This window comes from Pseudoglutamicibacter albus (assembly GCF_031458175.1).
Taxonomy (GTDB): Bacteria; Actinomycetota; Actinomycetes; order Actinomycetales; family Micrococcaceae; genus Pseudoglutamicibacter; species Pseudoglutamicibacter albus.
Genome location: NZ_JAVDXX010000001.1, coordinates 910,224 through 935,323, shown reverse-complemented (window position 1 = coordinate 935,323; position 25,100 = coordinate 910,224). Strand labels below are relative to the sequence as shown.

Sequence of the window (25,100 nt, the reverse complement as noted above, 5' to 3'; positions counted from 1 at the left end):
GGGACTGAGAACCGTAGTAGGCCTGTGAAGCGTAACGGCCCTAAGCCCGGGGAAGCCGGTGCCCGGGGCTAGGCTTGATAGCGATGGATCTTTTCTCTTCTGCCGACGATGACACCGATGATGACCGCGACCGTGATGAGGACCGCCCGCGCCCGCGTCCGCCTCTGGCTGTCCGGATGCGTCCTAAAACGATCGACGAGGTAGCGGGGCAGAAGCATTTGTTAGAGCCGGGCTCTCCGTTGCGTCAGCTTGCACAAAGCGATGGGGGCGGTCCCGCCGGGCTGAGCTCGCTCATCTTGTATGGACCTCCAGGGGTTGGTAAGACGACCTTGGCACATGTGATCGCCAACGGTCCGCATCGCACCTTCGTTGAGGTCTCAGCTATTTCTGCTGGGGTCAAAGATGTTCGGCAGGTCATGGATCAGGCTCGTGCTGACCGTTCGATGCGCGGCACCACGACAGTGCTGTTCCTCGATGAGATCCACCGTTTCAATAAGGCACAGCAAGATGCGTTGCTGCCCGGGGTTGAGAACGGTTGGGTCGTTTTGGTGGCCGCGACCACGGAGAACCCTTCATTCTCGGTCATCTCGCCGCTTTTATCTCGCTCCCTCCTGCTCAAACTCAAGCCGCTGGAGCGAGACGATGTGCGCCGTCTCTTGTTGCGGGCGCTTGAGAACCCTCGCGGGCTCGGGAACTCTGTTGAGTTACCCGAGGATGTCATGGATCAGCTCATCGACCTATCCGGCGGAGATGCTCGCCGTGCTCTGACAAGCCTTGAGGCGGCGGCCGCGGTTGCGCTGGAACGCGCCCGCCACGAAACGCAAGACTCCGACCAACAAGCAAACACGGTGCCTGTTGTGACCCGGGAAGACGCTGAACGCGCAGTCGATACCGCTCTGCGACGCTACGACAAACAAGGGGATAACCACTACGACACCGCGAGTGCTCTCATCAAGTCGATCCGCGGTTCCGACGTCGATGCGGCCTTGCACTATGCCGCGGTCATGATGGAGGCGGGGGAGGACCCACGCTTCCTCGCCCGCAGACTCGTGATCTCTGCATCGGAAGATATTGGGATGGCCGACCCAACAGCGTTGCAAACAGCTGTTGCCGCGGCGAACGCCGTACAGCTGATAGGCATGCCGGAGGCGCGCATCGTTCTCGCCCAAGCCGTGGTTCACTTAGCGAGCGCACCGAAATCAAATGCCGCCTACCGCGCGATCGATCGCGCTATCGCCGATGTGCGCGCAGGCAAGGGAAGCGGTGTTCCGGCGCACTTGCGCGACGCCCACTATTCAGGTGCTAAAGCGCTTGGTCACGGCAAAGGCTACGTGTACCCCCACGATCACGAACTCGGGGTTGTCCCGCAACAGTATGCGCCGGATGACCTGCAAGGTATCGACTATTACGAGCCGACCCAGCACGGATTCGAGCGAACCGTATCCCAGCGCATCGACTCGATTCGTTCAATCCTGCGCAACAACGGAGCATAGATTCAGTCTGGGCTGAGTTCGAATCGGAGCAGAGATCTTCTCATGACTTAAGTTCTGGTACTTAAGATCTGATAAGCTAGACCGTTGGCTGGCAAGCCGTCCATGTGAGCGTGCCCGATGGGGCCCACTCGGTACGTGAGGCGGTTGCAGATTCGAGGAAGCGGGTTCCCTCATCTCTCCACGTGACCGGAGGCCAGAACCATGAGCTCGCAGACATACGAAAGAGGACACATTCGTGGCCAATAATCGTCAACGCAACACCGTGCGTTTGTCCCGTGCCCTCGGCATCGCTTTGACGCCGAAGGCAGAGAAGTACATGGAGCGCCGTCCGTACGGCCCAGGTCAGCACGGCCGCGCGCGCCGCCGCCAGGACTCTGACTACGCAGTTCGCCTTCGTGAGAAGCAGCGCCTGCGTGCACAGTACGGCATTCGCGAAGCCCAGATGACCCGCGTCTTCGACGAGGCTCGCCGCGAGGCTGGCCTGACCGGTGAGAACCTGATTGAGCTGCTGGAAATGCGCCTCGATGCCCTGGTTCTGCGCGCTGGTTTCGCACGCACCATCCAGCAGGCACGCCAGCTGGTTGTTCACCGCCACATCCTGGTCAACGGCCAGATTGTTGACCGCCCATCCTTCCGCGTGAAGGAAGGCCAGCTCATCCACGTGAAGGAGCGCTCTGAGAAGACCGTTCCATTCCAGATGGCTGCCCAGGGTGAACACGCCGCCGTTCTGCCGGCTGTCCCTGAGTACCTGGACGTCAAGCTGGATCAGCTGCAGGCTAAGCTCGTGCGCCGCCCTAAGCGCGCTGAGGTCCCTGTTCAGTGTGAAGAGCAGCTCGTCGTTGAGTACTACGCTCGCTAATCTTTAGTAGCCGATGCCGCGGTTCCGTTATCAACGGGACCGCGGCATCGTTCTTATCTGCTGGTCATCTTTGCGGCCAACGTTCGGTAGGCTTGACTGGCAGACACCTGCGCACACACTCGAGGAGAGAACATGAGCATTGGCGACATCGCCGGTTTGATCGCTGCAGGATTCTTCGCGATCCTCGTCATTCTTTTGGCTGTACCGATCATCAAGCTGGGGAAAGTTTTCGACGAATTGCGGCATTCGGTCAAAGACCTCACGGAGGAGACCACGCCGATCCTGCAAGAGACCGCAACTACGGTACGTAACGGTAACCAGCAGCTTGAACGCGTTGATGCGATCACCTCGAATGTTCAGGACGCAACCGCCAACGTCGCCTCGGTGACCTCGCTGACCGCCGCCGTTGTGGGCCGTCCACTGATCCGCGCGGCATCGTTCACTGCGGGTGTGCGCGCCGCATTCTCGCGTCGCCGCTAGCAGTCGATATTTGCCCTTGCCTTCGGTTGTAGCTTCAACCGGACGCTAACCGTTTATGCGCTCATGAATGGCGCCCCAAAGACTCGTTAAGGAAGACCATGAAGAAGCTTTTTTGGCTGACCCTCGGCGTCTCCATCGGTGTGATGGCTAGCCGCCAGTTGCAACGCATCCGCACACAGGGTGTGCGTTCGAGCGCAGACTCAGTCCTGGACCGCACCGCGAGCGTTGTCGAGTCCACGATCGCGGCCTTCAAGGAAGGCTCTGCCGAGCGGGAAGCTGAGCTGCGTTCCGCCCTCGGAGTTGACAAGGCTCCATCCGGGCGCCGCGCTGCACGCTAAACCCAACCCATATTAAGGAGCCCACTCATAGTTGGGCTTTATTCAATGTAGGGCGTCTTCGCCCATTTCAATACAGGGCGTCTACGCCCATTCGGAGAATCCAAACCTCATGAAATCTCAGGAAATCGCACAGCGGTGGATCGACTTTTTCGTCAAGCGCGGTCACACGCATGTTCCTAGCGCATCGTTGGTTTCCAACGACCCGTCGCTACTGTTCACCGTTGCGGGCATGGTTCCGTTTATCCCGTACCTCACGGCTGTTGAGCCGGCTCCGTACCCTCGGGCGGTCTCGGTCCAGAAATGTATTCGCACCGCGGATATTGAAGAGGTTGGCAAGACGGCCCGCCACGGTACGTTCTTCCAGATGAACGGTAACTTCTCGTTCGGTGATTACTTCAAGGAAGAAGCAATCACGTGGGCGTGGGACCTGCTCACCACGTCAACCGCCGATGGCGGTTATGGTTTGGATCCTGAACGCTTGTGGGTCACGGTGTATGAAGACGGCGATGACCGCGATGCCGAGGCCCGCCGCATCTGGGAAGAGAAGGTCGGTGTCCCGCGTGAACGGGTCATCGGCACGGGTAAGGCCGATAACTACTGGAACACCGGCCAGCCTGGGCCTGGTGGTCCATGCTCTGAGATCTATTATGACCGTGGTCCCGAATACGGCGAGGAAGGCGGGCCGGCGGTTGATGAGACACGCTACATTGAGATCTGGAACCTTGTGTTCATGCAGTACCGTCTCTCCGCGGTACGCTCCAAGACCGATTTCGATGTCGCTGGTGAACTTCCACAACGCAACATCGATACGGGCCTTGGGCTTGAGCGTCTTGCGATGATTCTGCAGGGCGTTGAGAACATGTATGAGACCGATCAGGTCCGCCCTGTTCTTGACCGGGCAGCTGAGCTTTCCGGTAAAACCTATTCTTCGACTGAGGATCCTGAGGATCCAAGCTACGCAGACGATGTTCGTCTGCGGGTGGTGGCTGACCATGTGCGCTCAGCGCTCATGCTCATCAGCGATGGGGTGACTCCATCGAATGAGGGCCGCGGCTATGTTTTGCGGCGCCTGATTCGCCGTGCGGTGCGTGCGATGCGCCTCATGGGTGTCACAGAACCGGTGCTACCTGAGCTGTTGCCGGTCTCCCGGGACGCGATGGCTGGGGTGTATCCGGAAGTTGCTGAGGATTATGAGCGGATCTCCCGCATCGCCTATGCCGAGGAGCGTGCGTTCCGCCGCACGATCGCATCCGGTACTGCGCGGTTGGATGAAGCGATAGCGGAGGCCAAAGGCCACGGCGCGAACCTCTCGGGTGAGGACGCGTTCCAGTTGCACGACACATACGGTTTCCCGATTGACCTGACTCTGGAGATCGCCGAGGAAGCTGGCTTATCGGTTGATACTGAGAAGTTCCGGGCTTTGATGGCTGAGCAGCGTGAACGTGCTAAGGCTGACGCTAAAAAGAAGAAGTCAGGCCACTCCGATATCGCGATTTATCACGAGCTGGTAGAAGAAGGAAATACGCATTTCACCGGTTATGACGAGCTTGTCACCGAATCGCGTGTGCGCGGGCTGATTCGCGATGGTGTTCGTGTTCCTGTTGCCGAGCAGGGTAGCACGGTTGAGCTCGTCCTGGATGAAACCCCGTTCTATGCCGAAGCCGGCGGTCAGGCCCCTGACACCGGTGTGATCACCGGCGATGGTTTCGTTCTTGAAGTCACCGATGTTCAGGCGCCGGTGAAGGGCTTGTCGGTCCATACGGTGACGGTGCGTGAGGGTGAACTACCGGAGAACGCTGTGGTGCGTGCCGCGGTGGATGCCCAACGCCGCCACGCAGGCGAAGAAGCGCACACCGCGACCCACTTAGTTCACGCGGCTTTGCACGAGGTGCTTGGCCCGGAGGCGTTGCAGTCCGGTTCCTTCAACAAGGAAGGCTATTTGCGCTTCGACTTCACGTGGGCTGAGGCACTCTCGCGTGCAACCCAGTCTGAGATTGAAGAGGTCACCAACAAGGCGATCGACCGGGACTTCGAGGTCATCACGCGCGTGATGAAAAAGGACGAAGCCCTTGCGCTGGGTGCCACGAGCCTCTTTGGTGAGAAGTACGGCGATACGGTGCGTGTGGTTGAGATCGATGGCGCTTGGTCGCGTGAATTCTGTGGTGGCACCCACGTTGCACGTACTGCAAAGGTCGGTACGCTCTCTCTGCTCGGTGAGGCCTCAGTGGGTGCGGGTAACCGACGTGTCGAGGCACTCGTGGGCATGAATGCTTTCCGCCACAACGCCGCTGAGCGTGCGCTGGTCTCTGACCTCACGGAGATGCTGCGCGTGCCTGCCGATCAGTTGCGCGAACGCATCGACCAGACGGTTCAGCGTTTGCGTGCTGCCGAGAAGGAGATTGAGAAGCTGCGGCGTGAACAGCTACAAGCCGCGTCGGCCGCGCTGGTTGATACCGCCGAAGACGTAGGTGGAGTCCGCTTGATTGCCCACGACGCAGGCCACGTCGAATCCGCGGATGACTTGCGTTCGCTCGCGTTGCCTTTGCGTGACCGTTTGGGCTCAGACGCTGCCGTTGTCGCAGTGATCGGTGTTGCTAAGGGCAAGCCTATGGTTCTGGTGGCCACGAATGAGGCAGCTCGTTCTGAAGGCATCAAGGCTGGTCAGTTGGTCCGTTCTGCGGCGAAGACTCTTGGCGGTGGCGGCGGCGGTAAGGACGATGTCGCTCAGGGCGGTGGCCAGAACGCTGAGGCGGTCCCGGAGGCGTTGGCAGGTATCCGCCGCGAGGTAGCTGAGCGTGGCTGATTCTTTGGCGCCGGAGGCTGATTCCGAGGGCGGGGGCCACGTTTTCGTTGAACGTGGCCCCCGCATCGGGGTCGACGTCGGCAAAGCTCGCGTGGGGGTAGCCAAAAGCGATCCTGACCGGGTCATGGCTAACCCCGTGGCAACATTGCCACGCGATAAGAAGCAGCGCACTGACTTGCGGTTCATCGCTGATCTAGCACGCGAGTATGAGGCGGTGTGCGTCTATGTTGGGTTGCCGGTGAATCTGGGTGGGGAACACACTCCGTCCACGAAGGACGCTGTACGGTTCGCCCGCGGCTTGGAGCGCATGCTTGATGGGATCCGTGTCCGTTTGGTTGATGAACGGCTCAGCACGGTTTCGGCGCAGCGCCAATTGCATCAGGCAGGCCGTAGCGTGAAGTCCTCACGGTCAGTGATTGACCAGGCCGCGGCAGTTGAGATCCTCGAGAATGCTTTGGATGCAGAGAAACGGCTCGATAGCTGGGCAGGTAAGACCATCGCCGAGGCTATAACGGGTTGATTGTCTGAGCGATAGCTCCAAGAATTCACTGGTTGGGGCTTTTGCTCGTCTTTTCGATAAGCTCGTTGTGCGTTATGGTTTCGTTATCTGCAGATGACACGTAAGGATTAATCAGTGACATACATACCACCAGAGGGTTATTCCTCGCGTCGAGCGCGCCGCCGTGCCGAATCGACGCGCTCTCATGGTGCTTCGCGTTTCACCGGTGTGGGGCGTCACTGCCGGGTCACTGATGCGGTCATCGAGATGCATTTGGCGGCACAGCTTGAGCCGGTGGCTCCCTTAGATACCCGCCTGGACGAACCTTTAGAAGCTGACTTCTCAGACGAATACGATCTGCAGGACACTCCTTCTTTTGAGAACCACGTCGATGACGAGCTCGATTTAGCTCCAGGTGGGACTTCGACTCTCGCTGTGGTTCCGGGTGCCGCACCAGCAGGCGCAGCGTCTAGCTCGCATGCTGCTTTTTCTTCCCGGCCGGAACCTGACGCTGATTTTGATGAGCGTGAATGGCTTTCACAAGCCGATGCAGAAGCTGCTGAACACGACACTGAAGATGTTGGGTTCGCTGGCGCGTTAGCTCGTCATTTCGACGATGTGCCGGCGGGATATCTTCCGGCCGAAGATTTCTTCTCTGAATCCGAGGCTGACCTCACCGAGCGCCGCCGCCGCCGTAAACGCCGCCGCTTCAACCTCGTGGCGGTCGTTTTAGTTTTGATCCTGGTCGTTGGTGGCGCTGGCTTCTTCCTGCATCGCGAGCTGAATAAACCGGATCCTGACTATGTAGGAAGTGGTCAGGGGCAGGTTGATGTCTCGATCGAGCAGGGGTGGACCACCCGTCAGATTGCCGCTCACCTTCAAGACCGTGGCGTTGTGATGGACGCATCCACGTTTGTGAAGAAGGTCGGTGCGAGTTCACCAACACCGGTCTTCCAGCCTGGCGAATACAAGTTGCGTAAAGAGATGTCCTCTGACGCGGCAATCAAGATGTTGACTGACCGTGAAGCAGTCACGTATTTTGCACTACCTGCCAATGTGCGCCTGGATGCTGCTTTGCAAGCGATAGCTGAAGGAACCGATATTCCAAGAGCCACATTGGAAGAACTAGCTAACGACCCGGAACGCTTCGGCCTGCCTGAGGAAGCGAAGAACATTGAGGGTTATCTGCATCCGGGGGACTACCGCTTCCCGTTGAAGACTAAACCTGAACAGGTCCTTCAGACCCTGATTGATAAGACCAAGGAAGAACTCAAGAAGAACGGCGTGACGGACCCGGCTGAGCAGTACCGTGTGCTCAAGATCGCCTCGATCATCGCAGGCGAGGCTCCGCGGGATGACTACCCGCACGTTGCAGGGATCATCGAGAACCGCCTGCACAAGGACAACCGAGAGACCGGCGGATACCTCCAGCTGGACTCGACAGTGGCCTACGGCCTGGATAAAACTACGGTCCACTTGACCCAATCCGAGTTGGAAGACAAGAAGAACAAGTACAACACCTACACCCATCAAGGCTTGCCCCCAACCCCGATCGGTTCCCCTGGCCCTGTCGCGATCGCTGGCGCTGCGAAGCCTGATGAGAGCGGCGACTATTACTGGGTTACGGTCAACCTGACCACGGGTGAGACGAAGTATTCGGATAACCTCGAGCAGCACGAACGCTACGTGCGTGAGTACCGCAAGTGGTGTGCTGATCATCCGGATGAATGCAATGCCTGATGTTCCGCTGGAGCGTTCATTGGAGGCTCCTGCAGGGGTGTTCCGGGCTGCTGTGATCGGTGACCCTATCGATCATTCGCGTTCCCCTCAGCTTCATACCGCGATGGCGAAACTGCGTAACGCTGTAGCGAGCGATGTAGCAGCTGAGGTCGTCGAGTTGCATTATTCCCGTATCCAGGCCCAGCCGGAGGATGCCCAACACTTAGCTTCGATGCTTCGTAGCGAACCTGGCTGGGTGGGGTTATCGGTGACGATGCCGATGAAGAAAGCCATGGTCCCGTTCATGGATTCGGTATCGGAACGGGGTAAGCTCACGGGTGCGCTGAACACCGTGACGGTCAGGCACACACCCGATGGCGAACTCGCCTTGGTGGGGGATAACACTGACGTCGATGGCATCAAGCAGGCGTTAATGAGAGCAGGTTTTGAGCCTGAGCGTCTTCGCAACGAACCCGCGGCGATTTTAGGCGGTGGTGGCACAAGCGTTGCCGCTATCGCTGCCCTCATGGAGTGGGGAGCAACCAGGGTCGTGGTAGCGGTCAGGGATCCGCAGAAAGCCCGCGACGAACTCTCCGGCGTGATAGCAGCCTATGGCTTGCACATTGAACTGTGTGAGCTGAGATCACTGACTAATTCGCTGTTGAAACCAGCTGTCTTGATCTCTACGCTTCCTGCGCCAGCTATCCAACAGTGGAGCGAACAAGCAGCCCACCTTGTCTCACCGGATTCTTACCTCCTGGATGTCGCCTATGCCGGTTGGCCATCGGCACTTGTCGAGCTGTGGCGCGAAGGCGGCGGGGTAGCGGTCCATGGTCTCGCGATGCTTGTTCACCAGGCCGTTGAACAGGGCCGCAGATTCATCGGCTTTGAGCCACGCGAAGAATCGTTGGCAACGCTTTGTGACGTAGTGGGCATCACACCAGACGGTACGGACACGGTGGTTGTGGGATGATGGCACAATGTTGCGTTGGCTTACAGCAGGTGAATCCCACGGTAAAGCGCTGGTCGGCATCCTTGAAGGCTTGCCCGCCGGTGTAGAGATCACGACGCCTGAGGTTCAGGCGGCCTTGGCTCGCAGGCGGCTCGGTTATGGCCGCGGCGCTCGGATGAAGTTCGAGCAAGATGAGGTCACGATGCTGGGCGGTGTCCGCCATGGCGTGACGATGGGTGGGCCTGTTGCTATCGAGGTGGGTAACACCGAGTGGCCCAAGTGGCAGGATGTCATGAACCCGGACCCGGTCGATCCTTCGGTTCTGGAGGGTAAAGCCCGCAACGCGGCCCTGACGCGCCCTCGTCCGGGGCACGCTGATCTAGCCGGTATGCAGAAGTACGGTTACGCAGAGGCCCGCCCGGCACTTGAGCGCGCGAGCGCCCGCGAAACCGCTACACGCGTGGCTTTGGGGGCAGTCGCGTCGAAGTTCTTAGCCAGCCTCGGCATCGAACTCGTTTCGCATACCACCGCGATCGGCGAGGTCGCCTCCCCAGCTGACGCGTTGCTGCCTACCAAAGCCGATGTTGAGGTACTTGATGCTGATCCGTTGCGGTGCTTTGACCCTGAAACTTCCCAGCGGATGGTCGCTGAGGTCGATGCGGCACATTCCGAGGGCGAAACCCTCGGTGGTGTGGTTGAGGTCATCGCTACCGGTTGCCCGGTTGGTTTGGGTTCTTTCGTGCACTGGGATCGTCGGCTGGATTCTCGCCTTGCCGGAGCGCTAATGGGGATCCAAGCGATTAAGGGTGTCGAGGTCGGCGATGGTTTCGAGACCGCTCGCCGCCGCGGGTCCCAGGCCCACGACGAGATTTCCCTCGACGCTGAAGGCCACGCGGTGCGCTTGAGCAATCGCGCTGGTGGTATTGAAGGCGGCATGACCAACGGCGAGCCGGTGCGTGTGCGTGCGGCCATGAAGCCGATCGCCACGGTTCCGCGGGCGCTGAGCACCATCAACGTGGCTACCGGCGAGCCTGCCAAAGCGCATCATCAACGCTCGGATGTGTGCGCAGTTCCAGCAGCCGGTGTGGTTGCCGAAGCGATGGTCGCGTTGGTTCTTGCTGACGCGGTCCTTGAGAAGTTCGGTGGCGACTCTGTTGAAGAGGTCCGCGCCAACATCGAAAACTACCGCGAGACTGCTGATGACATTTCGGCTCGCGCATCTGATCCTGACACATCTGCCGATGACGCAACACACTGAACCACCTGCCGGCGGGCGTAGTGAACCGGTCCTGAACTGCGCAGCTTCTGCGAGTTCACAGCCTGCAGCCCTTTCCCGGCATATCGTCTTGATCGGTCCGATGTGTTCGGGTAAGTCCGCGGCGGCGCGGTCCTTCGCTGAGCTACTGGGCTGCGCTTGGACGGATCTGGATGATGAGTTCGTCACAGAGCACGGCCCGATCCCGGCATACATTGAACAACACGGGATGGACGCGTTTCGTGTAGCGGAATCAGTGATTTTCGCGCGTGCTTTGGCACGCAAGAAGCCACAGATTATCGCGACCGGCGGCGGTGTGGTGCTCGCCGCGAAGAACCGTGAACTCCTGCAAGATCAGGTGACTTTCTGGCTCGATGTTTCCCCGCACGTCGCCCTCAGCCGTATGCGCGGGGGAACCGGAAGACCCCTTCTGGCAGGGGATGACCCGTTCGCGCGCTGGCAAGCAATTAGAACCGAACGCGAACCGCTGTATCGCGAATGCGGCATCGGCCCGATCGACACTTCCACAATGCGTCCGGGAGAAGTCGCGCAAACCCTGCAAGGTATGCTCGATGCCGCATCCAGCACTCATTCCGTATCCACCCGCAATCCTTAGAGGAGTACACCGCTATGACTGAGCGCGTGAGCACCGTCCGCGTCGACCATTCGGATGGAACTGGTTACGACGTGGTGATTGGCCGTGGCCTCTTAAACCGTTTGCGTCCCATGTTGGGTGAGAAGGTCCAGAAGGTCCTCATCATCCATCCGCGTGCTTTGCGCGCCACAGGCGAAGCCGTACGTGAGTTCTTGCTTCAAGACAACGTCGAAGCCCTTTCGGCTGAGATCCCCGATGCGGAAGAAGGCAAACGGGTCGAGGTTGCGTCTTTCTGCTGGCAGGTCATGGGGCAGGCGGATTTCACACGCACCGACGCGGTGGTATCGGTCGGTGGAGGCGCGGTGACTGACCTGGCTGGTTTCGTTGCCGCAACCTGGTTGCGTGGTGTCCGTATTGTACACATCCCAACCACATACTTGGGCATGGTGGATGCTGCGGTGGGCGGCAAAACCGGTATCAACACCGCTGAAGGCAAGAACCTCGTGGGTGCTTTCCACCCGCCGGCAGGCGTTCTTGCGGACCTCGATGCGTTGCATACCTTGCCGCGAAACGAGCTCGTGACCGGAATGGCTGAAACCGTGAAATCTGGTTTCATTGCCGACCCTCGGATTCTGGAGCTCATCGAAGAAGACGTTGACGAAGCCACCGATCCGGCAAGTGAACGCCTCTTCGAACTGATTGAGCGCACCATCAAGGTCAAAGCGGACATCGTGTCTCAGGACCTCAAGGAAGCGGGCCGTCGTGAGTTCCTCAACTACGGCCATACGCTCGGGCACTCGATCGAGCATGCCGAGCGTTATCAGTGGCGCCACGGAGCGGCGGTGTCCGTGGGGCTTGTCTTCGCCGCGGAACTGGGCCGGCTCGTCGGCCGGCTCGATGATGCGACAGCGGACCGCCACCGCGAAATCCTCACTTCGTTGGGGTTACCTGTAAACTACCGGGGAGACCGCTGGCAAAGCTTGTTAGAAACCATGCGACGTGATAAAAAAGCGCGCGGTCGCTTGCTGCGCTTCGTCGTGCTGGACGGTCTTGCGCGACCGGGCATCCTTGAAGGCCCGGAGGATCACCTATTGTTTACAGCATTCCAGGAGGTTGCTGCGTGAGGAAGACGGAAAGCATTAGCACGGGCATCCCGGGTGTTGAGTTCCGCCTACCCGACTTGCGGCCCATCGTCGTGGACGAGCAGCTGGCTCAAGAGACCGCGCAGAACGGGGAGGCCGGAGACCGCGTTGTGGCTTTGATCGCTCAAGGCCGATTGGCAGCTGCATCCGAACTTGTTGCCGATGCCCGCCTCATGGACCCACGCAATATCCGCTTACGACTGCTGGACACGGAAGTGACCCGCTGGAGCGGAGACCCGGAGCGAGCGATCTACCGGCTGCAGCAGCTACGCAAGGAGTTCGACGGCACGGTTGACGAAGTCGATATCGTCCAGAACCTCGGCGCGTGCTTCTACAGCATCGGTGACATGCTCGCAGCGACTTCACGGTATAAGTCAGCGTTAGAAGGCCGGGAGCAGTTCAACGCATCCGAAGTTCTGCGCAACGCTTCCCGTGCCGCCTATGAGTCGCTGCTGAACGAAGTGAACGCCCCGGACGAGGCCGTCCAAGTTTCGGTATTGCCGGACACCTCCAACGCATAGGCTGGCGAAAGCGTAAACTAGGCCTGAGTGTTTCGCGACCAGATCAGTGTTGCGCAACGAATTCACCATGTACTGCTGTAACTAATTTTGAAGGAGCCAACGTGGCAACCAGCAATGACATCAAGAACGGTAGCGTTCTTCGGATTGACGGCCAACTGTGGAGCGTGGTCGAGTTCCAGCACGTCAAGCCGGGTAAAGGTGGCGCGTTCGTGCGCACCAAGTTGCGTAACGTCGTCTCCGGTAAGACTGTCGATAAGACCTACAACGCTGGCGCCAAAGTTGAGATGGCTACCGTTGACCGCCGCGACTACCAGTACCTCTACCAAGACGGCGCTGACTACGTCTTCATGGATTTGGAAGACTACGATCAGCTGACCGTACCCGGCGAAACTATGGGGGACGCCGCCAACTTCTTGCTGGAGAATCAGAACGTTCAGATCGCGCTGAATGACGGCCAGGTCCTCTACATCGAAATGCCGCCGTCGGTGATCCTTGAGATCACCTACACCGAGCCAGGTCTGCAGGGGGATCGTTCCAACGCCGGCACCAAGCCAGCAACCCTGGAAACCGGCCACGAGATCCAGGTTCCGCTCTTTGTCGAGCAGAACACCAAGGTCAAGGTTGACACCCGCACCGGCGAATACTTGGGCCGCGTTACAGAGTGACCAGGCAAGGGGAGAGCACCCGCTCGAAAGCACGCCGCCGCGCACTCGAGATCCTCTTCGAAGCCGAGCAGCGTGGGATCGAGGCGGCAGACGTGTTGCAGCGCCGCGACGAAGACGGCGCTGCCGTCAACCCGTACACTCGTGAGCTCGTCGGTGGAGTGAGCACGCACACGACCCAACTCGATGAGGTCCTCACGACCTACGCACAGGGGTGGACGCTGGATCGGATGCCCGCAGTAGACCGTGCCGCATTACGGATTGGTCTCTGGGAGTTGCTATATAACGACGAGATCCCGGACGCGGTTGCAGTCGATGAGGCTGTACGGCTCGTGCGTGAGATGTCCACCTCGGAGTCACCGGACTTCGTCAACGGATTACTTGGCCGCCTGCAACGCATCAAGCCCACACTGATCCTCTAGCGGCACTGCAACTGAGATCACACGTGCGCGTGGGTAACGAAGCCCGGCGCTAGCCGATGCGACTGGTAGATTAGAGAACCGGAGAAGACAGCCTTTAACAACCGTCCAGTGAGGCGGGGAAGGAGGTCGGCGCATGGGTAACACCTCAGCTGAAATCGCTGAAGTGATGAATGCATCCGACATTGATCGCGCCCTCACGCGGATCGCTCACGAGATCGTTGAGAAAAACCGCGGCGGAGATGATCTTGTGGTCCTGGGGATCCCTTCTCGTGGAGTCCCTTTGGCGCAACGGCTCGCTGAGAAACTTGAGCGCATCATCAACCGTCCAGCCGCTTCTTTCTGCGGCTCGCTTGACATCACGATGCACCGCGATGACGTCCGCCGCCGCGCTCCGCGCGTACCCGCGCCAACACGCTTGCCGGACACCGGGGTCGATGACCAAACCGTGGTCTTGGTCGATGACGTCCTCTTTTCAGGCCGCACGATCCGCGCGGCCCTTGATGCGCTCGTTGACTGTGGCCGCCCGCAAGCGGTGCGTCTTGCAGTCTTAGTGGACCGCGGGCACCGTGAACTTCCGATCCGTGCCGACCACGTAGGCAAAAACATCCCCACCTCACGCACCGAATCTGTGCGTGTAGAACTCACAGAGATCGATAGCGCTGACCGTGTGATCATCGAACGTCCTGCCGCGTCCCAACCTGACACAGACGACACCGCGCAAGCTGAGTCTGCAACGGGGAAGGCCGATAACTGATGCGCCACCTCCTGGACACTAAAGACCTCAGCCGTGAAGAAGCGATCCGGATCTTAGATATCGCTGAATCCATGACGGATTCCACAGGTAAGGAAATCAAGAAGTTCCCAACCCTGCGCGGCCTGACTGTTGCAAACCTCTTCTTTGAAGACTCAACCCGCACGCGCATCTCGTTCGAAGCTGCCGCGAAAAGGCTTTCAGCCGACGTGATCACGTTCAGCGCGAAAGGCTCGTCCGTCTCCAAGGGGGAATCCCTCAAAGACACCGCCCAGACACTCGAAGCGATCGGTGCTGACGCGATCGTCATCCGCCACAGCTCCTCAGGTGCGGCTTACCGCCTCGCTGAAACCGACTGGATCGACGCCGCAATCGTCAACGCAGGCGATGGAACCCACGCACACCCAACACAGGCGCTTCTGGACGCATTCACGTTACGCCGCGAACGTGCAGCCCTGAAGGGTGAACCCTCGCTCGGGCAGGGCCTCGATGGCGCGCGCGTTGTGATCGTCGGCGATATTCTGCACTCGCGTGTGGCCCGCTCCAACGTGTGGCTGCTGAACACCTTGGGTGCCGAGGTCACACTGGTTGCCCCTCCAACACTGATGCCGCACAGCGTCGGTGATTGGCCGGTGAGAGTGACCCACGACTTTGATGAAGCACTCGCGAGCGAACCTGATGCCGTGATGATGTTGCGTGTTCAGGCTGAACGGATGCACGGGGCCTTCTTCCCATCGGCATCTGAGTATTCACGCCGCTGGGGATTGACACCCGCGCGTCACGCATCCATGAAGCAAGGAGCCATCGTGATGCATCCGGGCCCCATGAACCGAGGCCTAGAAATCAGCTCCACAGCAGCGGATGCCCCCAATTCCCGTGTACTCAACCAAGTCTCCGCAGGTGTAGCCGTCCGAATGGCTGTGCTTTACCTGGTTTTGGCTGGAGATTCGACCGACACTCAGAAGGCCTGATCATGACGACCACGTTGATTCAATCCGTCACGCTCCCTAACGGGAACACCGCAGACATCCTGCTGGCCGAAGGGGATATTCGCGATATTGCCGAGGCCGGCAGCATCACCGCACCTTCCGACGCAGAAGTCATCAATGCTGAAGGGCTCATCGCGCTTCCAGGTTTGGTTGACCCTCACACCCACCTGCGTGAGCCAGGCCGCGAGGACGCCGAAACCGTTGAGACCGGAACCCAGGCCGCGGCGGCCGGGGGTTTCGTTGCGGTGTATGCGATGGCGAATTCGATGCCGGTTGCAGACACCGCCGGTGTTGTTGAGTCGGTACGCCAGCTGGGTGAAGAAGCCGGGTGGGCGGAAGTACGCCCGATCGGTGCTGTGACCCAGAGGCTGGCAGGGGAGCGGCTCGCCGAACTCGGCGCTATGGCTGATTCCCACGCCCAGGTCCGTATGTTCTCCGATGACGGCATGTGCGTGTTTGATCCGGTCCTGATGCGCAGGGCTCTTGAATATGTCCGCTCTTTCGACGGTGTGGTGGCCCAGCACGCCCAGGAGCCGCGCCTGACAGAGGGCGCACAGATGAACGAAGGCATCGTCTCCTCAGAGCTTGGACTGACCGGCTGGCCTGCCGTTGCAGAGGAATCGATCATCGCCCGCGATGTGTTGCTGACCCAGCACGTCAACTCGCGTTTGCACGTATGCCACGTCTCAACTAAAGGTAGCGTGGAAATCATCCGTTGGGCAAAGTCCCAGGGGATCGATGTGACCGCCGAGGTAACCCCGCACCACCTACTGCTCACTGAAGAGATGGTTCGCGGCTACGACCCGGTGTTCAAGGTCAACCCACCGCTGCGTACTAAGGAAGACACCCTCGCGCTACGTGAGGCTGTTGCTGACGGCACGATCGACATGATCGGAACCGACCACGCACCTCACACCTCGGAGACCAAGCAGTGCGCTTGGAACGAAGCCGTGATGGGCATGACCGGTTTGGAGACCGCTCTACCAGTGGTGCAGAAGACGCTCGTGGATACGGGCATGATCACGTGGGAAGACGTCGCACGCATCATGTCCACCGCACCAGCCAAGCTCATCAAGGCCACTAACCACGGCCAGCCCCTGGAAGTCGGGTCAGTAGCGAATGTGACGCTGTATGATCCGAGCGCGGTACGCGTCGTGAACCCTGAGGAACACCACACCAAGGGCCGTAACTCCCCGTATAAAGGCCTAGAGTTGCCAGGCAAGGTCATGCACACGTTCTATGCAGGCCACGCCACAGTCGTTGATGGCGAACTCGCTAGCCCACGCAAGGTGATCGCATGACACAGGGAGAGTTCATTGGCCTGATCGTGACCGTCGCGATCTGTGTGATCGCGATCGTATTGATGTTGCTTGGTTGGTCACACCGAAAGAAACGCCAGTCCGGGATCCAGGCGCCCGAACAATTGCCCGCGAGCTTGACCGAGCCCCGCGCCGAAGGCGAAGGCACCTACGTTGTCACGACCTTCGCGGGCCAGCATCTCGAAAGGATCGCGGCACACGAGCTTGGCGTGCGATGCGCGGCAGCACTCTCTATAGGGGATGACGGCGTGTCCGTCTACCGTACGGAAGCAGAGAACTTCTTCATCCCGGCCGCCAATATCGCAGGCATCACCACGGTACGCGGAATGGTGGGTAAGTTCGTTGAAGACGGCGGGATCATCGTGATCCGCCATAAACTTGGCGAAACCAGCGTCGACACCGGATTCCGCGCCGAAACCCGCACCGTACACAGCACACTCTTGGCGGCTTTATACAAGCTCGCCCCAGAAATTCAGACGCATCCGGAAACTGACACCACCGCGGCAGAGCACGCGGGCAACGCTTCCGGGCACCACCCAGAAAGGACGGCATAGGTGGCACACACCGATCACGACAAGGCACTACTTGTCACCGAAGACGGCCGCGTATTCCGCGGGCACGCCTACGGCAAACGTGGCCAAACCCTCGGTGAGCTCGTGTTCACCACAGGCATGACCGGTTATCAGGAAACCTTGACCGACCCGTCCTATGCAGGCCAGATCGTCGTCCAGACCTTCCCCCACATCGGCAACACCGGCGCGAACCCAACCGATAACGAATCGGCACGCATCTGGGTCGCCGGCTATGCAGTCCGCGAACCGTCACGCATCGCATCCAACTGGCGTTCCGAAACAACGCTGGATGACGAGCTTGAACGCGACGGCATCGTCGGGATCGCCGGGATCGACACCCGGGCGGTAACCCGCCACATCCGCTCTGCCGGTGCAATGAAGGCCGGCATCTTCTCCGGCGAAGCCGCAGACAAGCCGGTCGAGGAACTCATCAAGACCATCAAAGACCAGCCGAGCATGCAAGGCCAGCGTCTCTCCGAGGCCGTGACCACCAAGGAAAGCCACTGGGTTGATCCTGCTGAACACGGATGGGAAGGCGAACCGCTAGCGACCGTTGCCGCACTCGACCTCGGTATCAAAGGCATGACCCCGCGCCGCCTAGCAGAACGCGGCGTACGCGTGCGCGTTCTGCCTGCCGCATCGACTTTTGCCGACATCAAGGCAGAGAACTTCGACGGTGTCTTCATCTCCAACGGCCCGGGCGACCCGTCCCAGGCTGACCCGGAAGTGAAGTTCGTACGCGACGTGCTCGATGCCAACATCCCACTGTTCGGGATCTGCTTCGGCAACCAGATCCTCGGCCGGGCGCTAGGCTTCTCGACCTATAAACTGCCGTTTGGCCACCGCGGCATGAACCAGCCAGTGCTTGACAAGGCGACCGGCCGCGTCGAGATCACCTCCCAAAACCACGGCTTCGCGATCGATGTGCCGATCGAGGGCACTGTTGAAGCCCCAGAGTCACGCTTCGGGCGCGTCGAGGTCTCTCACATCGGTCTCAACGACCAGGTCGTCGAAGGTCTCCGTTGCCTCGATATCCCGGCGTTCTCCGTCCAATACCACCCGGAATCCGGTGCGGGCCCGCACGATTCCTCGTACCTTTTCGACCGTTTCATCGAACTCATGCAAGCGCACACCTCGCAGAAGGAAGGCTGAAACCTCCATGCCAAAGCGCACTGACATTTCATCCGTCCTTGTCATCGGATCAGGCCCGATCGTGATCGGCCAGGCCGCCGAATTCGACTACTCAGGAACCCAAGCGCTACGCGTCCTCAAGGAAGAGGGCGTGCGGGTGATCCTGGTGAACTCGAACCCGGCGACCATCATGACCGACCCTGCGATGGCGGATGCGACCTACGTCGAACCGATCACCCCGAACGTAGTCGCCAAGATCATCGAGAAAGAACGCCCGGACGCGCTTCTGCCAACCCTGGGTGGCCAGACCGCACTCAACACCGCGATCGAGCTCGATAAATCCGGCGTGCTCGCTGAATATAACGTTGAGCTGATCGGCGCGAATATCGAAGCCATCGAACTCGGTGAAGACCGCGAGAAGTTCAAAGGAGTTGTGGAACGCTCCGGCGGCGAATCAGCCCGCTCAGCGATCGTTCACACCATGGAACAGGCCTTCGAGGCCGTCGAGGAACTCGGCTATCCGGTCGTGGTCCGCCCGTCCTTCACGATGGGTGGGCTTGGCTCCGGAATGGCCTATAACGAAGAAGACCTACGCCGCATCTGCGGTGCCGGGCTTCAGTATTCACCAACCAGTGAGGTGCTCCTCGAGGAGTCCATCCTCGGTTGGAAGGAATACGAGTTCGAGATGATGCGCGATAAGAACGACAACGTGGTTGTTGTGTGCACCATCGAAAACTTCGATCCGGTGGGTGTCCACACGGGTGACTCGATCACCGTGGCACCAGCTATGACGCTGACCGACGTCGAGTATCAGAAGCTGCGTGACATCTCGATCAACGTGATCCGTGAAGTCGGTGTCGACACGGGCGGTTGCAACATCCAGTTCGCAGTAGACCCAGCAACCGGCCGCGTGGTCGTGATCGAAATGAACCCACGCGTCTCGCGTTCCTCGGCCCTGGCGTCCAAAGCCACCGGCTTCCCGATCGCAAAGATCGCCGCGAAGCTCTCGCTGGGCTATACCCTCGATGAGATCCCGAACGACATCACGCAGAAAACCCCGGCGTCCTTCGAACCGGCTCTTGACTATGTGGTTGTGAAGGTTCCGCGCTTCGCGTTCGAGAAGTTCCCGGCAGCTGATGCCACACTGACCACTACCATGAAGTCGGTCGGTGAAGCGATGGCTCTGGGCCGCAACTTCACCGAAGCGCTGCAGAAAGCGATGCGTTCGCTTGAGCAGAAAGATGCCGAGTTCAGCTTTGAGAAGCCGGACGAAGCCGAGATCGCTCAGCTGCTGGCCAGCTCCGAGCGCGGCTCAACCGAACGCATCTATAACGTTCAGCGCGCCCTGCTAGGTGGTGCGAGCATCGAACGCGTCTACGCCTCTACCGCGATCGACCCGTGGTTCCTCGATCAGTTGCAACTGATCAACGAGGTTGCACAAGAGATCGCAGCTGATCAGGACCTCGCGCCAGAGACCCTGCGTTTGGCTAAACGTCACGGTTTCTCCGATGCCCAGATCGCTAAACTCTCACACCGCCGTGAAGACGTTGTGCGCGGCATCCGGCAAGCACTCGGCATCCGTCCGGTGTATAAAACCGTGGACACGTGCGCCGCTGAGTTCGAGGCGTTCACGCCATACCTGTACTCCTCATATGATGAGGAATGCGAACTCGAACAGCACGATAAGCCATCCGTGATCATCCTCGGCTCCGGGCCTAACCGCATCGGGCAGGGCATCGAGTTTGACTACTCGTGCGTCCATGCGACCATGGCGCTGCGCGATGCCGGCTATGAGACGGTCATGATCAACTGCAACCCGGAGACCGTCTCAACCGACTACGACGTCTCCAACCGTCTGTACTTCGAACCGCTCACGCTTGAAGACGTCTTGGAAATCATTCAGGCGGAGCAGGCTACCGGCGGCGTTCTGGGTGTCTACGTTCAGCTCGGCGGGCAGACCCCGCTCAAGCTCGCCGCAGAACTCGAAGCCGCAGGAGTTCCGATCCTGGGCACGAGCCCAACCGCGATTGATCTTGCCGAGCACCGTGGTGAGTTCCAGCGCGTGCTTGATCGCGCGGGGCTGACCGCGCCGAAGAACGGAACCGCCGTATCCTTCGATCAGGCCAAGAGAATCGCGGACGAAATCGGTTACCCGGTTCTGGTCCGCCCGTCCTACGTTCTGGGTGGCCGCGGCATGGAGATCGTCTATGACGAAGCCCAGCTGGCAACCTACGTTGAGAACGCGACCGAGATCACCGCTGATCATCCGATGCTCGTGGACCGCTTCCTTGAGGACGCGATCGAGATCGACGTTGACGCACTCTTCGATGGTAGCGATCTGTTCATCGGTGGCGTCATGGAGCACATCGAAGAAGCCGGTATCCACTCCGGTGACTCGGCGTGCACCCTGCCGCCAACCACGCTTTCGCAAGAGACCCTCGATCGGGTCTCGGCAGCAACCCGAGCTATCGCCGAAGGCGTTGGCGTGCGCGGCCTGATCAACATCCAGTTCGCTCTCGCCTCCGATGTCCTCTACGTCATCGAAGCGAACCCACGCGCATCCCGCACGGTCCCGTTCGTCTCGAAGGCAACCGGTGTTGAGCTCGCTAAAGCCGCCGCACTCATCGGTGTGGGCGCCACCATCGCCTCGATGCGTGGCGGGATCCTGCCAGCTGAAGGCGACGGCGCGTCCTTACCGATGGGCTCAGCGATCGCCGTCAAGGAGGCAGTCCTGCCGTTCGCCCGCTTCCGGACCGAGGATGGCCGCGCGGTCGACTCTCTGCTCGGCCCGGAGATGAGGTCCACAGGCGAGGTCATGGGTATCGACAAGCACTTCGATACCGCTTTCGCGAAGTCCCAAGCCGCCGCCAACAATCCGTTGCCAACCGAAGGTAAGGTCTTTGTCTCGGTAGCTAACCGCGATAAGCGATCTGTAGTGATGCCGGTCAAGCTCTTGGCGGACCTCGGATTCGAGATCGTCTCCACGGGTGGCACTGCCGATGTGTTGCGCCGCAACGACATCAAGGCGACCGTTGTGAACAAGGTTCACGAGGCTGGGAATGAGCGTTCGATTGTCGACCTCGTCACTGACGGTGAGATCGCGATGATCATGAACACCCCATCCGGTGGTGGGGATTCCCGCTCCGATGGCTACGAGATCCGCGCCGCGGCTACCTCTGTAGGTACCCCGATCATCACAACCGTTGCGGAATTCAGCTCAGCTGTCATGGCGATCGAGGCGCTACGGACCTATCCGTGGGAGGTTGCAAGCCTGCAAGAGCATGCCGTACGTCTCGCCGCGATCCGCGCAGGCGAAGAAGGCTAAGCCATGACAACGGGTAGCACCGAGCCGTTCGGTTGCCGGCTAGCTCACGCCCTTGAGCGCTACGGCAAGCTGTGTGTGGGGATCGACCCGCATCCTTCCACACTCAAGGACTGGGGGCTCGCCGATTCCGCTGACGGCGCGCTCGAGTTCGGTTTGGCCGCAGTGAAAGCCGCGTCCGGCCGAGCCGGGATCATCAAACCGCAGGTCGCCCTGTTTGAGCGGTTCGGTTCTGCGGGCTTCGCGGCTCTTGAACGAGTCCAGGCCGAGGCGAAGGAACAGGGAATCCTTGTTCTAGCGGATGCCAAACGTGGCGACATAGGCTCCACGATGGCCGGCTATGCCCAAGCCTGGCTGGATCCTTCCTCACCATTGGTTGCCGATGCCGTAACGGTCTCCCCATATCTCGGTGTGGGGGCGCTCGGCCCGGTCTTCGATGTGGCCGCCGAATTCGGCGGCGGTGTATTCGTGCTTGGGTTGACGTCCAATCCGGAAGGCGCACGCGTTCAACACGCCGGCGGAAGCGACTCCGCGGCACGCCGCGTCATTACCGATGTCGCGGACATCAACGAACGGATGCGCAAGGCTCAGACTCGGACGCAGGCCGAGACAGTAGCACCCACTCTTGGTGACGTTGGCCTCGTTGTTGGCGCAACGACAGGCGATGCAGCACGCAACCTCGGCATCGACCTCGCTACCGGTAAGCCGCCGCTTCTGACCCCAGGCTATGGGGCGCAAGGTGCCACCGCATCGGACCTCGCAGCAGCCTTCGGGGATGTGTGGGACCAAGTGGTCGTTCCGGCGTCACGATCATTGGCCAAACCATATGCGATGGAAGCCGCGATCGAATCCGCACAAGAGGACCTCGCTACAGCAATCAACTAAAATCAGTGGGGCTAAGGCCCTACGATTCCCTTGCAACGGAGGAATGTCTATGGCACAGGCTGAAACCCAAACGAACCCTACGCGGGTCACGGTGCTGGCTGGACCGACCGCGGTGGGGAAGGGAACCGTCTCGACCTTCATCCGGGAGAACTATCCTGAGGTGTGGCTTTCGGTGTCTGCGACAACTCGGCAACCGCGCCCAGGCGAAATCGATGGGGTGCATTACCAGTTTGTATCCCCTGAAGAGTTCCGCCGCATGATCGATGCCGGCGAGATGCTCGAATACGCGATCGTGCACGGGCAGAACACCTACGGTACTCCGCGGGCATCGGTTGATGCTGCTGTTGCCGAGGGTAAGCACGTTCTTTTGGAAATCGATCTACAGGGTGCCCGGCAGATCCGCGAAACCCTGCCTCAAGCGCGTTTCGTGTTCCTCGCCCCTCCATCCTGGGATGAGCTAGTCGCCCGGCTGATTGGCCGCGGTACAGAAAGCGAAGAAGAACAGAACCGTCGGCTTGAAACCGCCAAGAAGGAACTTGCGGCTGAAGCCGAATTCGACCACACGATCATCAACAACGAGGTCGAGCGCGCGGCAGCCGAACTCGTGCAGATCATGGAGATCGAGCCCACTCATTGACGTTTGCGTTGCCGCGAAGTCTGAAGCCGCGGCCGCAAGGTTGTAGAATTATAGTTTGCACCTCACGGTGCTCTCGAGAAGAGACGGCGCTGTTGACAAGGCCTGTCAATATCAATTCAAGGAGACTTTGTGTCTGAAGAACTGCCAGGTATCACCGACCCTTCGATCGATGAACTGCTGACCCACGTTGATTCCAAGTACGCGCTGGTGATCAATGCCGCCAAGCGTGCCCGCCAGATCAACGCATACTACTCGCAGTTGCACGAGGGACTGTTCGAATACGTTGGCCCGCTCGTTGATACCCAGCCGAACGAGAAACCGCTTTCGATCGCGTTGCGCGAATACAACGACGGCCTCCTGGATGTGAAGCCTCTCAACGAGTCGCAGCAAGCCGCTGAATAAAGCCCTGCGCTCAGTGGCGTAGATAGCGTACCGGTTGAGCGAGATAGGGGATTGGTATGGCTCGGATTGTCGTAGGCGTTGGCGGTGGTATCGCCGCATATAAAGTCCCGGGCTTGGTGCGTGAGTTCACCGAGGCCGGTCATCACGTTGATGTGATCCCAACCGAGTCCGCCCTGAACTTTGTTGGTGCCGCAACCTGGGAAGCGTTGTCTCACAATCCGGTGAGGACCTCAGTGTTTGAAGCCGTCGATGCGGTCAACCACGTACGCCTAGGCCAAGAAGCTGACCTCGTGGTGGTAGCGCCTGCCACCGCAGACCTTCTAGCCCGTGTGGCTGCAGGTCGCGCCGATGACCTGCTGACTGCCACCATCCTAACCACAACATCACCGGTGTACATGGCCCCGGCCATGCACACGGAAATGTGGCTTAACCCCGCAACGCAAGCGAACGTATCGACTCTGCGTAGCCGCGGAATTGCCGTGCCTGACCCAGCGGTAGGCCGGCTCACGGGCAAAGACTCCGGGCCGGGCCGTCTCGAAGAAATCCCGGTCATCGCGCAAGAGGCACTCGCGTTGCTCGATAGCGCCACCCCACACGCCGGCGAGGCACCTCTTGCGGGCGTCCGGGCGCTTGTGAGCGCAGGTGGCACGCGTGAACCGTTGGATCCGGTGCGTTTCCTCGGCAACCGTTCTACCGGCCGTCAAGGGGTCGCCGTGGCGGAGGCTTTGCGCGATGCCGGCGCCGAGGTCGAGCTCGTCGCAGCTAACATCGAAGTTCCGGCACCCGATGGGGTAGAGGTCACCTCTGTGACCACGGCAGCCGAGCTGGAACAAGCGATGCGTGCATCTGCTAGCGAGGTTCACATCGTTGTCATGGCTGCTGCAGTAGCTGACTTCAGGCCTAAAGAATATGTGGGCAGCAAGATCAAGAAGAACCCGGAAGACGATTCCGCGCCCGTGATCGAGCTGGTCCGCAATCCGGACATCCTGAAAGGGCTGGTGGAGGACCGGCGCTCACGGGCTAAGGACCGGCGCGTGCCGGAGCAGGGTGGTCAGGAACCCAGCGCTTCAGAGGATGCGGACGTCCTGCCGCGCCTCATCGTTGGTTTCGCCGCGGAGACCGGTGATGAGAACGCAAGCGTTCTGGAATACGGCAGAGCCAAACTTCAACGCAAGGGTGCGGATCTTCTCGTCGTGAACGAGGTCTCGGAAACGCGTGGGTTCGGCACACCAAACAATACGGTCGCCGTGCTTGCCGCCGACGGCAAGGACGCCGGTGAGATTTCCGGCTCGAAACGTTATGTTTCTGAATTTATCGTGGATGCGATTGTAAAGCGCTTGGCGCGCTAAAGT

Annotated in this window: 24 protein-coding genes; all 24 read left to right on the top strand. The window is 59.9% G+C overall.

The genetic code is table 11. The features are described 5' to 3' along the window. Nucleotides 1-83: 83 nt before the first annotated feature. The 24 genes from J2S67_RS04100 (at nt 84) to coaBC (ending at nt 25,097) form a co-directional block, all read left to right on the top strand. Nucleotides 84-1,493 carry a replication-associated recombination protein A gene (locus tag J2S67_RS04100; protein ID WP_070508014.1) on the top strand — a complete coding sequence of 470 codons (1,410 nt, stop codon included), beginning with the start codon at nt 84-86 and terminating at the stop codon, nt 1,491-1,493. A gap of 235 nt (nt 1,494-1,728) precedes the next feature. Continuing rightward, complete coding sequence (rpsD, locus tag J2S67_RS04095) at nt 1,729-2,352, top strand: 30S ribosomal protein S4 (protein WP_035755153.1); 624 nt, start codon at nt 1,729-1,731, stop codon at nt 2,350-2,352. 132 nt (nt 2,353-2,484) lie between these two features. After that, nucleotides 2,485-2,832, top strand: a complete 348-nt coding sequence (locus J2S67_RS04090; RefSeq protein ID WP_035755155.1) for a DUF948 domain-containing protein — start codon at nt 2,485-2,487, stop codon at nt 2,830-2,832. 98 nt (nt 2,833-2,930) lie between these two features. Continuing rightward, nucleotides 2,931-3,170, top strand: coding sequence for a hypothetical protein (locus tag J2S67_RS04085; protein ID WP_035755157.1), 240 nt, complete (start codon nt 2,931-2,933; stop codon nt 3,168-3,170). A 109-nt stretch (nt 3,171-3,279) separates the two neighbouring features. Then, entirely contained in the window at nt 3,280-5,973 is a 2,694-nt protein-coding gene (gene alaS / locus J2S67_RS04080; RefSeq protein WP_310246565.1) for an alanine--tRNA ligase, read from the top strand. Next, the gene (gene ruvX, locus J2S67_RS04075; protein WP_232219252.1) at nt 5,966-6,493 is read left to right on the top strand and encodes a Holliday junction resolvase RuvX; all 528 of its coding nucleotides are present in this window, start codon (nt 5,966-5,968) and stop codon (nt 6,491-6,493) included. Before alaS ends, ruvX begins: the two co-directional genes overlap by 8 nt. A gap of 114 nt (nt 6,494-6,607) precedes the next feature. Next, nucleotides 6,608-8,212: an endolytic transglycosylase MltG gene (mltG, locus tag J2S67_RS04070; protein ID WP_052048309.1), complete on the top strand. Its 1,605-nt coding sequence runs from the start codon at nt 6,608-6,610 to the stop codon at nt 8,210-8,212. After that, entirely contained in the window at nt 8,163-9,164 is a 1,002-nt protein-coding gene (locus J2S67_RS04065; protein ID WP_310246561.1) for a shikimate dehydrogenase family protein, read from the top strand. Before mltG ends, J2S67_RS04065 begins: the two co-directional genes overlap by 50 nt. A gap of 7 nt (nt 9,165-9,171) precedes the next feature. Then, on the top strand, nt 9,172-10,401 hold the full coding sequence (gene aroC / locus J2S67_RS04060; protein WP_083285574.1) for a chorismate synthase: 1,230 nt from the start codon (nt 9,172-9,174) through the stop codon (nt 10,399-10,401). Next, the gene (locus J2S67_RS04055; RefSeq protein WP_239446138.1) at nt 10,385-11,014 is read left to right on the top strand and encodes a shikimate kinase; all 630 of its coding nucleotides are present in this window, start codon (nt 10,385-10,387) and stop codon (nt 11,012-11,014) included. Before aroC ends, J2S67_RS04055 begins: the two co-directional genes overlap by 17 nt. A gap of 14 nt (nt 11,015-11,028) precedes the next feature. After that, nucleotides 11,029-12,117: a 3-dehydroquinate synthase gene (aroB, locus tag J2S67_RS04050; protein ID WP_035755162.1), complete on the top strand. Its 1,089-nt coding sequence runs from the start codon at nt 11,029-11,031 to the stop codon at nt 12,115-12,117. Further along, a complete protein-coding gene (locus tag J2S67_RS04045) occupies nt 12,114-12,656 on the top strand; it encodes a tetratricopeptide repeat protein (protein ID WP_035755164.1) in 543 nt (180 codons plus the stop codon). Before aroB ends, J2S67_RS04045 begins: the two co-directional genes overlap by 4 nt. 101 nt (nt 12,657-12,757) lie before the next feature. Beyond that, a complete protein-coding gene (gene efp / locus J2S67_RS04040; RefSeq protein WP_310246549.1) occupies nt 12,758-13,321 on the top strand; it encodes an elongation factor P in 564 nt (187 codons plus the stop codon). Next, nucleotides 13,318-13,740, top strand: a complete 423-nt coding sequence (gene nusB / locus J2S67_RS04035; RefSeq protein ID WP_035755170.1) for a transcription antitermination factor NusB — start codon at nt 13,318-13,320, stop codon at nt 13,738-13,740. Before efp ends, nusB begins: the two co-directional genes overlap by 4 nt. A gap of 133 nt (nt 13,741-13,873) precedes the next feature. Then, nucleotides 13,874-14,494, top strand: a complete 621-nt coding sequence (pyrR, locus tag J2S67_RS04030) for a bifunctional pyr operon transcriptional regulator/uracil phosphoribosyltransferase PyrR (protein WP_070492215.1) — start codon at nt 13,874-13,876, stop codon at nt 14,492-14,494. Then, the gene (locus J2S67_RS04025) at nt 14,494-15,462 is read left to right on the top strand and encodes an aspartate carbamoyltransferase catalytic subunit (RefSeq protein ID WP_070492212.1); all 969 of its coding nucleotides are present in this window, start codon (nt 14,494-14,496) and stop codon (nt 15,460-15,462) included. Before pyrR ends, J2S67_RS04025 begins: the two co-directional genes overlap by 1 nt. Before the next feature lie 2 nt (nt 15,463-15,464). Continuing rightward, nucleotides 15,465-16,781 carry a dihydroorotase gene (locus J2S67_RS04020; protein ID WP_310246545.1) on the top strand — a complete coding sequence of 439 codons (1,317 nt, stop codon included), beginning with the start codon at nt 15,465-15,467 and terminating at the stop codon, nt 16,779-16,781. Beyond that, nucleotides 16,778-17,353: a PH-like domain-containing protein gene (locus J2S67_RS04015; RefSeq protein WP_052048312.1), complete on the top strand. Its 576-nt coding sequence runs from the start codon at nt 16,778-16,780 to the stop codon at nt 17,351-17,353. Before J2S67_RS04020 ends, J2S67_RS04015 begins: the two co-directional genes overlap by 4 nt. Further along, on the top strand, nt 17,354-18,523 hold the full coding sequence (gene carA, locus J2S67_RS04010) for a glutamine-hydrolyzing carbamoyl-phosphate synthase small subunit (RefSeq protein ID WP_310246542.1): 1,170 nt from the start codon (nt 17,354-17,356) through the stop codon (nt 18,521-18,523). A 7-nt stretch (nt 18,524-18,530) separates the two neighbouring features. Then, entirely contained in the window at nt 18,531-21,827 is a 3,297-nt protein-coding gene (gene carB, locus J2S67_RS04005; protein ID WP_070492207.1) for a carbamoyl-phosphate synthase large subunit, read from the top strand. A 3-nt stretch (nt 21,828-21,830) separates the two neighbouring features. After that, entirely contained in the window at nt 21,831-22,709 is an 879-nt protein-coding gene (gene pyrF, locus J2S67_RS04000; RefSeq protein WP_310246537.1) for an orotidine-5'-phosphate decarboxylase, read from the top strand. Between the two features lie 49 nt (nt 22,710-22,758). Beyond that, nucleotides 22,759-23,346: a guanylate kinase gene (gmk, locus tag J2S67_RS03995; protein ID WP_310246534.1), complete on the top strand. Its 588-nt coding sequence runs from the start codon at nt 22,759-22,761 to the stop codon at nt 23,344-23,346. A gap of 129 nt (nt 23,347-23,475) precedes the next feature. Next, nucleotides 23,476-23,748 (top strand): DNA-directed RNA polymerase subunit omega, encoded by a 273-nt coding sequence (gene rpoZ, locus J2S67_RS03990; protein ID WP_035755188.1) that lies wholly within the window; start codon nt 23,476-23,478, stop codon nt 23,746-23,748. Between the two features lie 56 nt (nt 23,749-23,804). Further along, the gene (gene coaBC / locus J2S67_RS03985; RefSeq protein WP_310246530.1) at nt 23,805-25,097 is read left to right on the top strand and encodes a bifunctional phosphopantothenoylcysteine decarboxylase/phosphopantothenate--cysteine ligase CoaBC; all 1,293 of its coding nucleotides are present in this window, start codon (nt 23,805-23,807) and stop codon (nt 25,095-25,097) included. Nucleotides 25,098-25,100 lie beyond the last annotated feature (3 nt).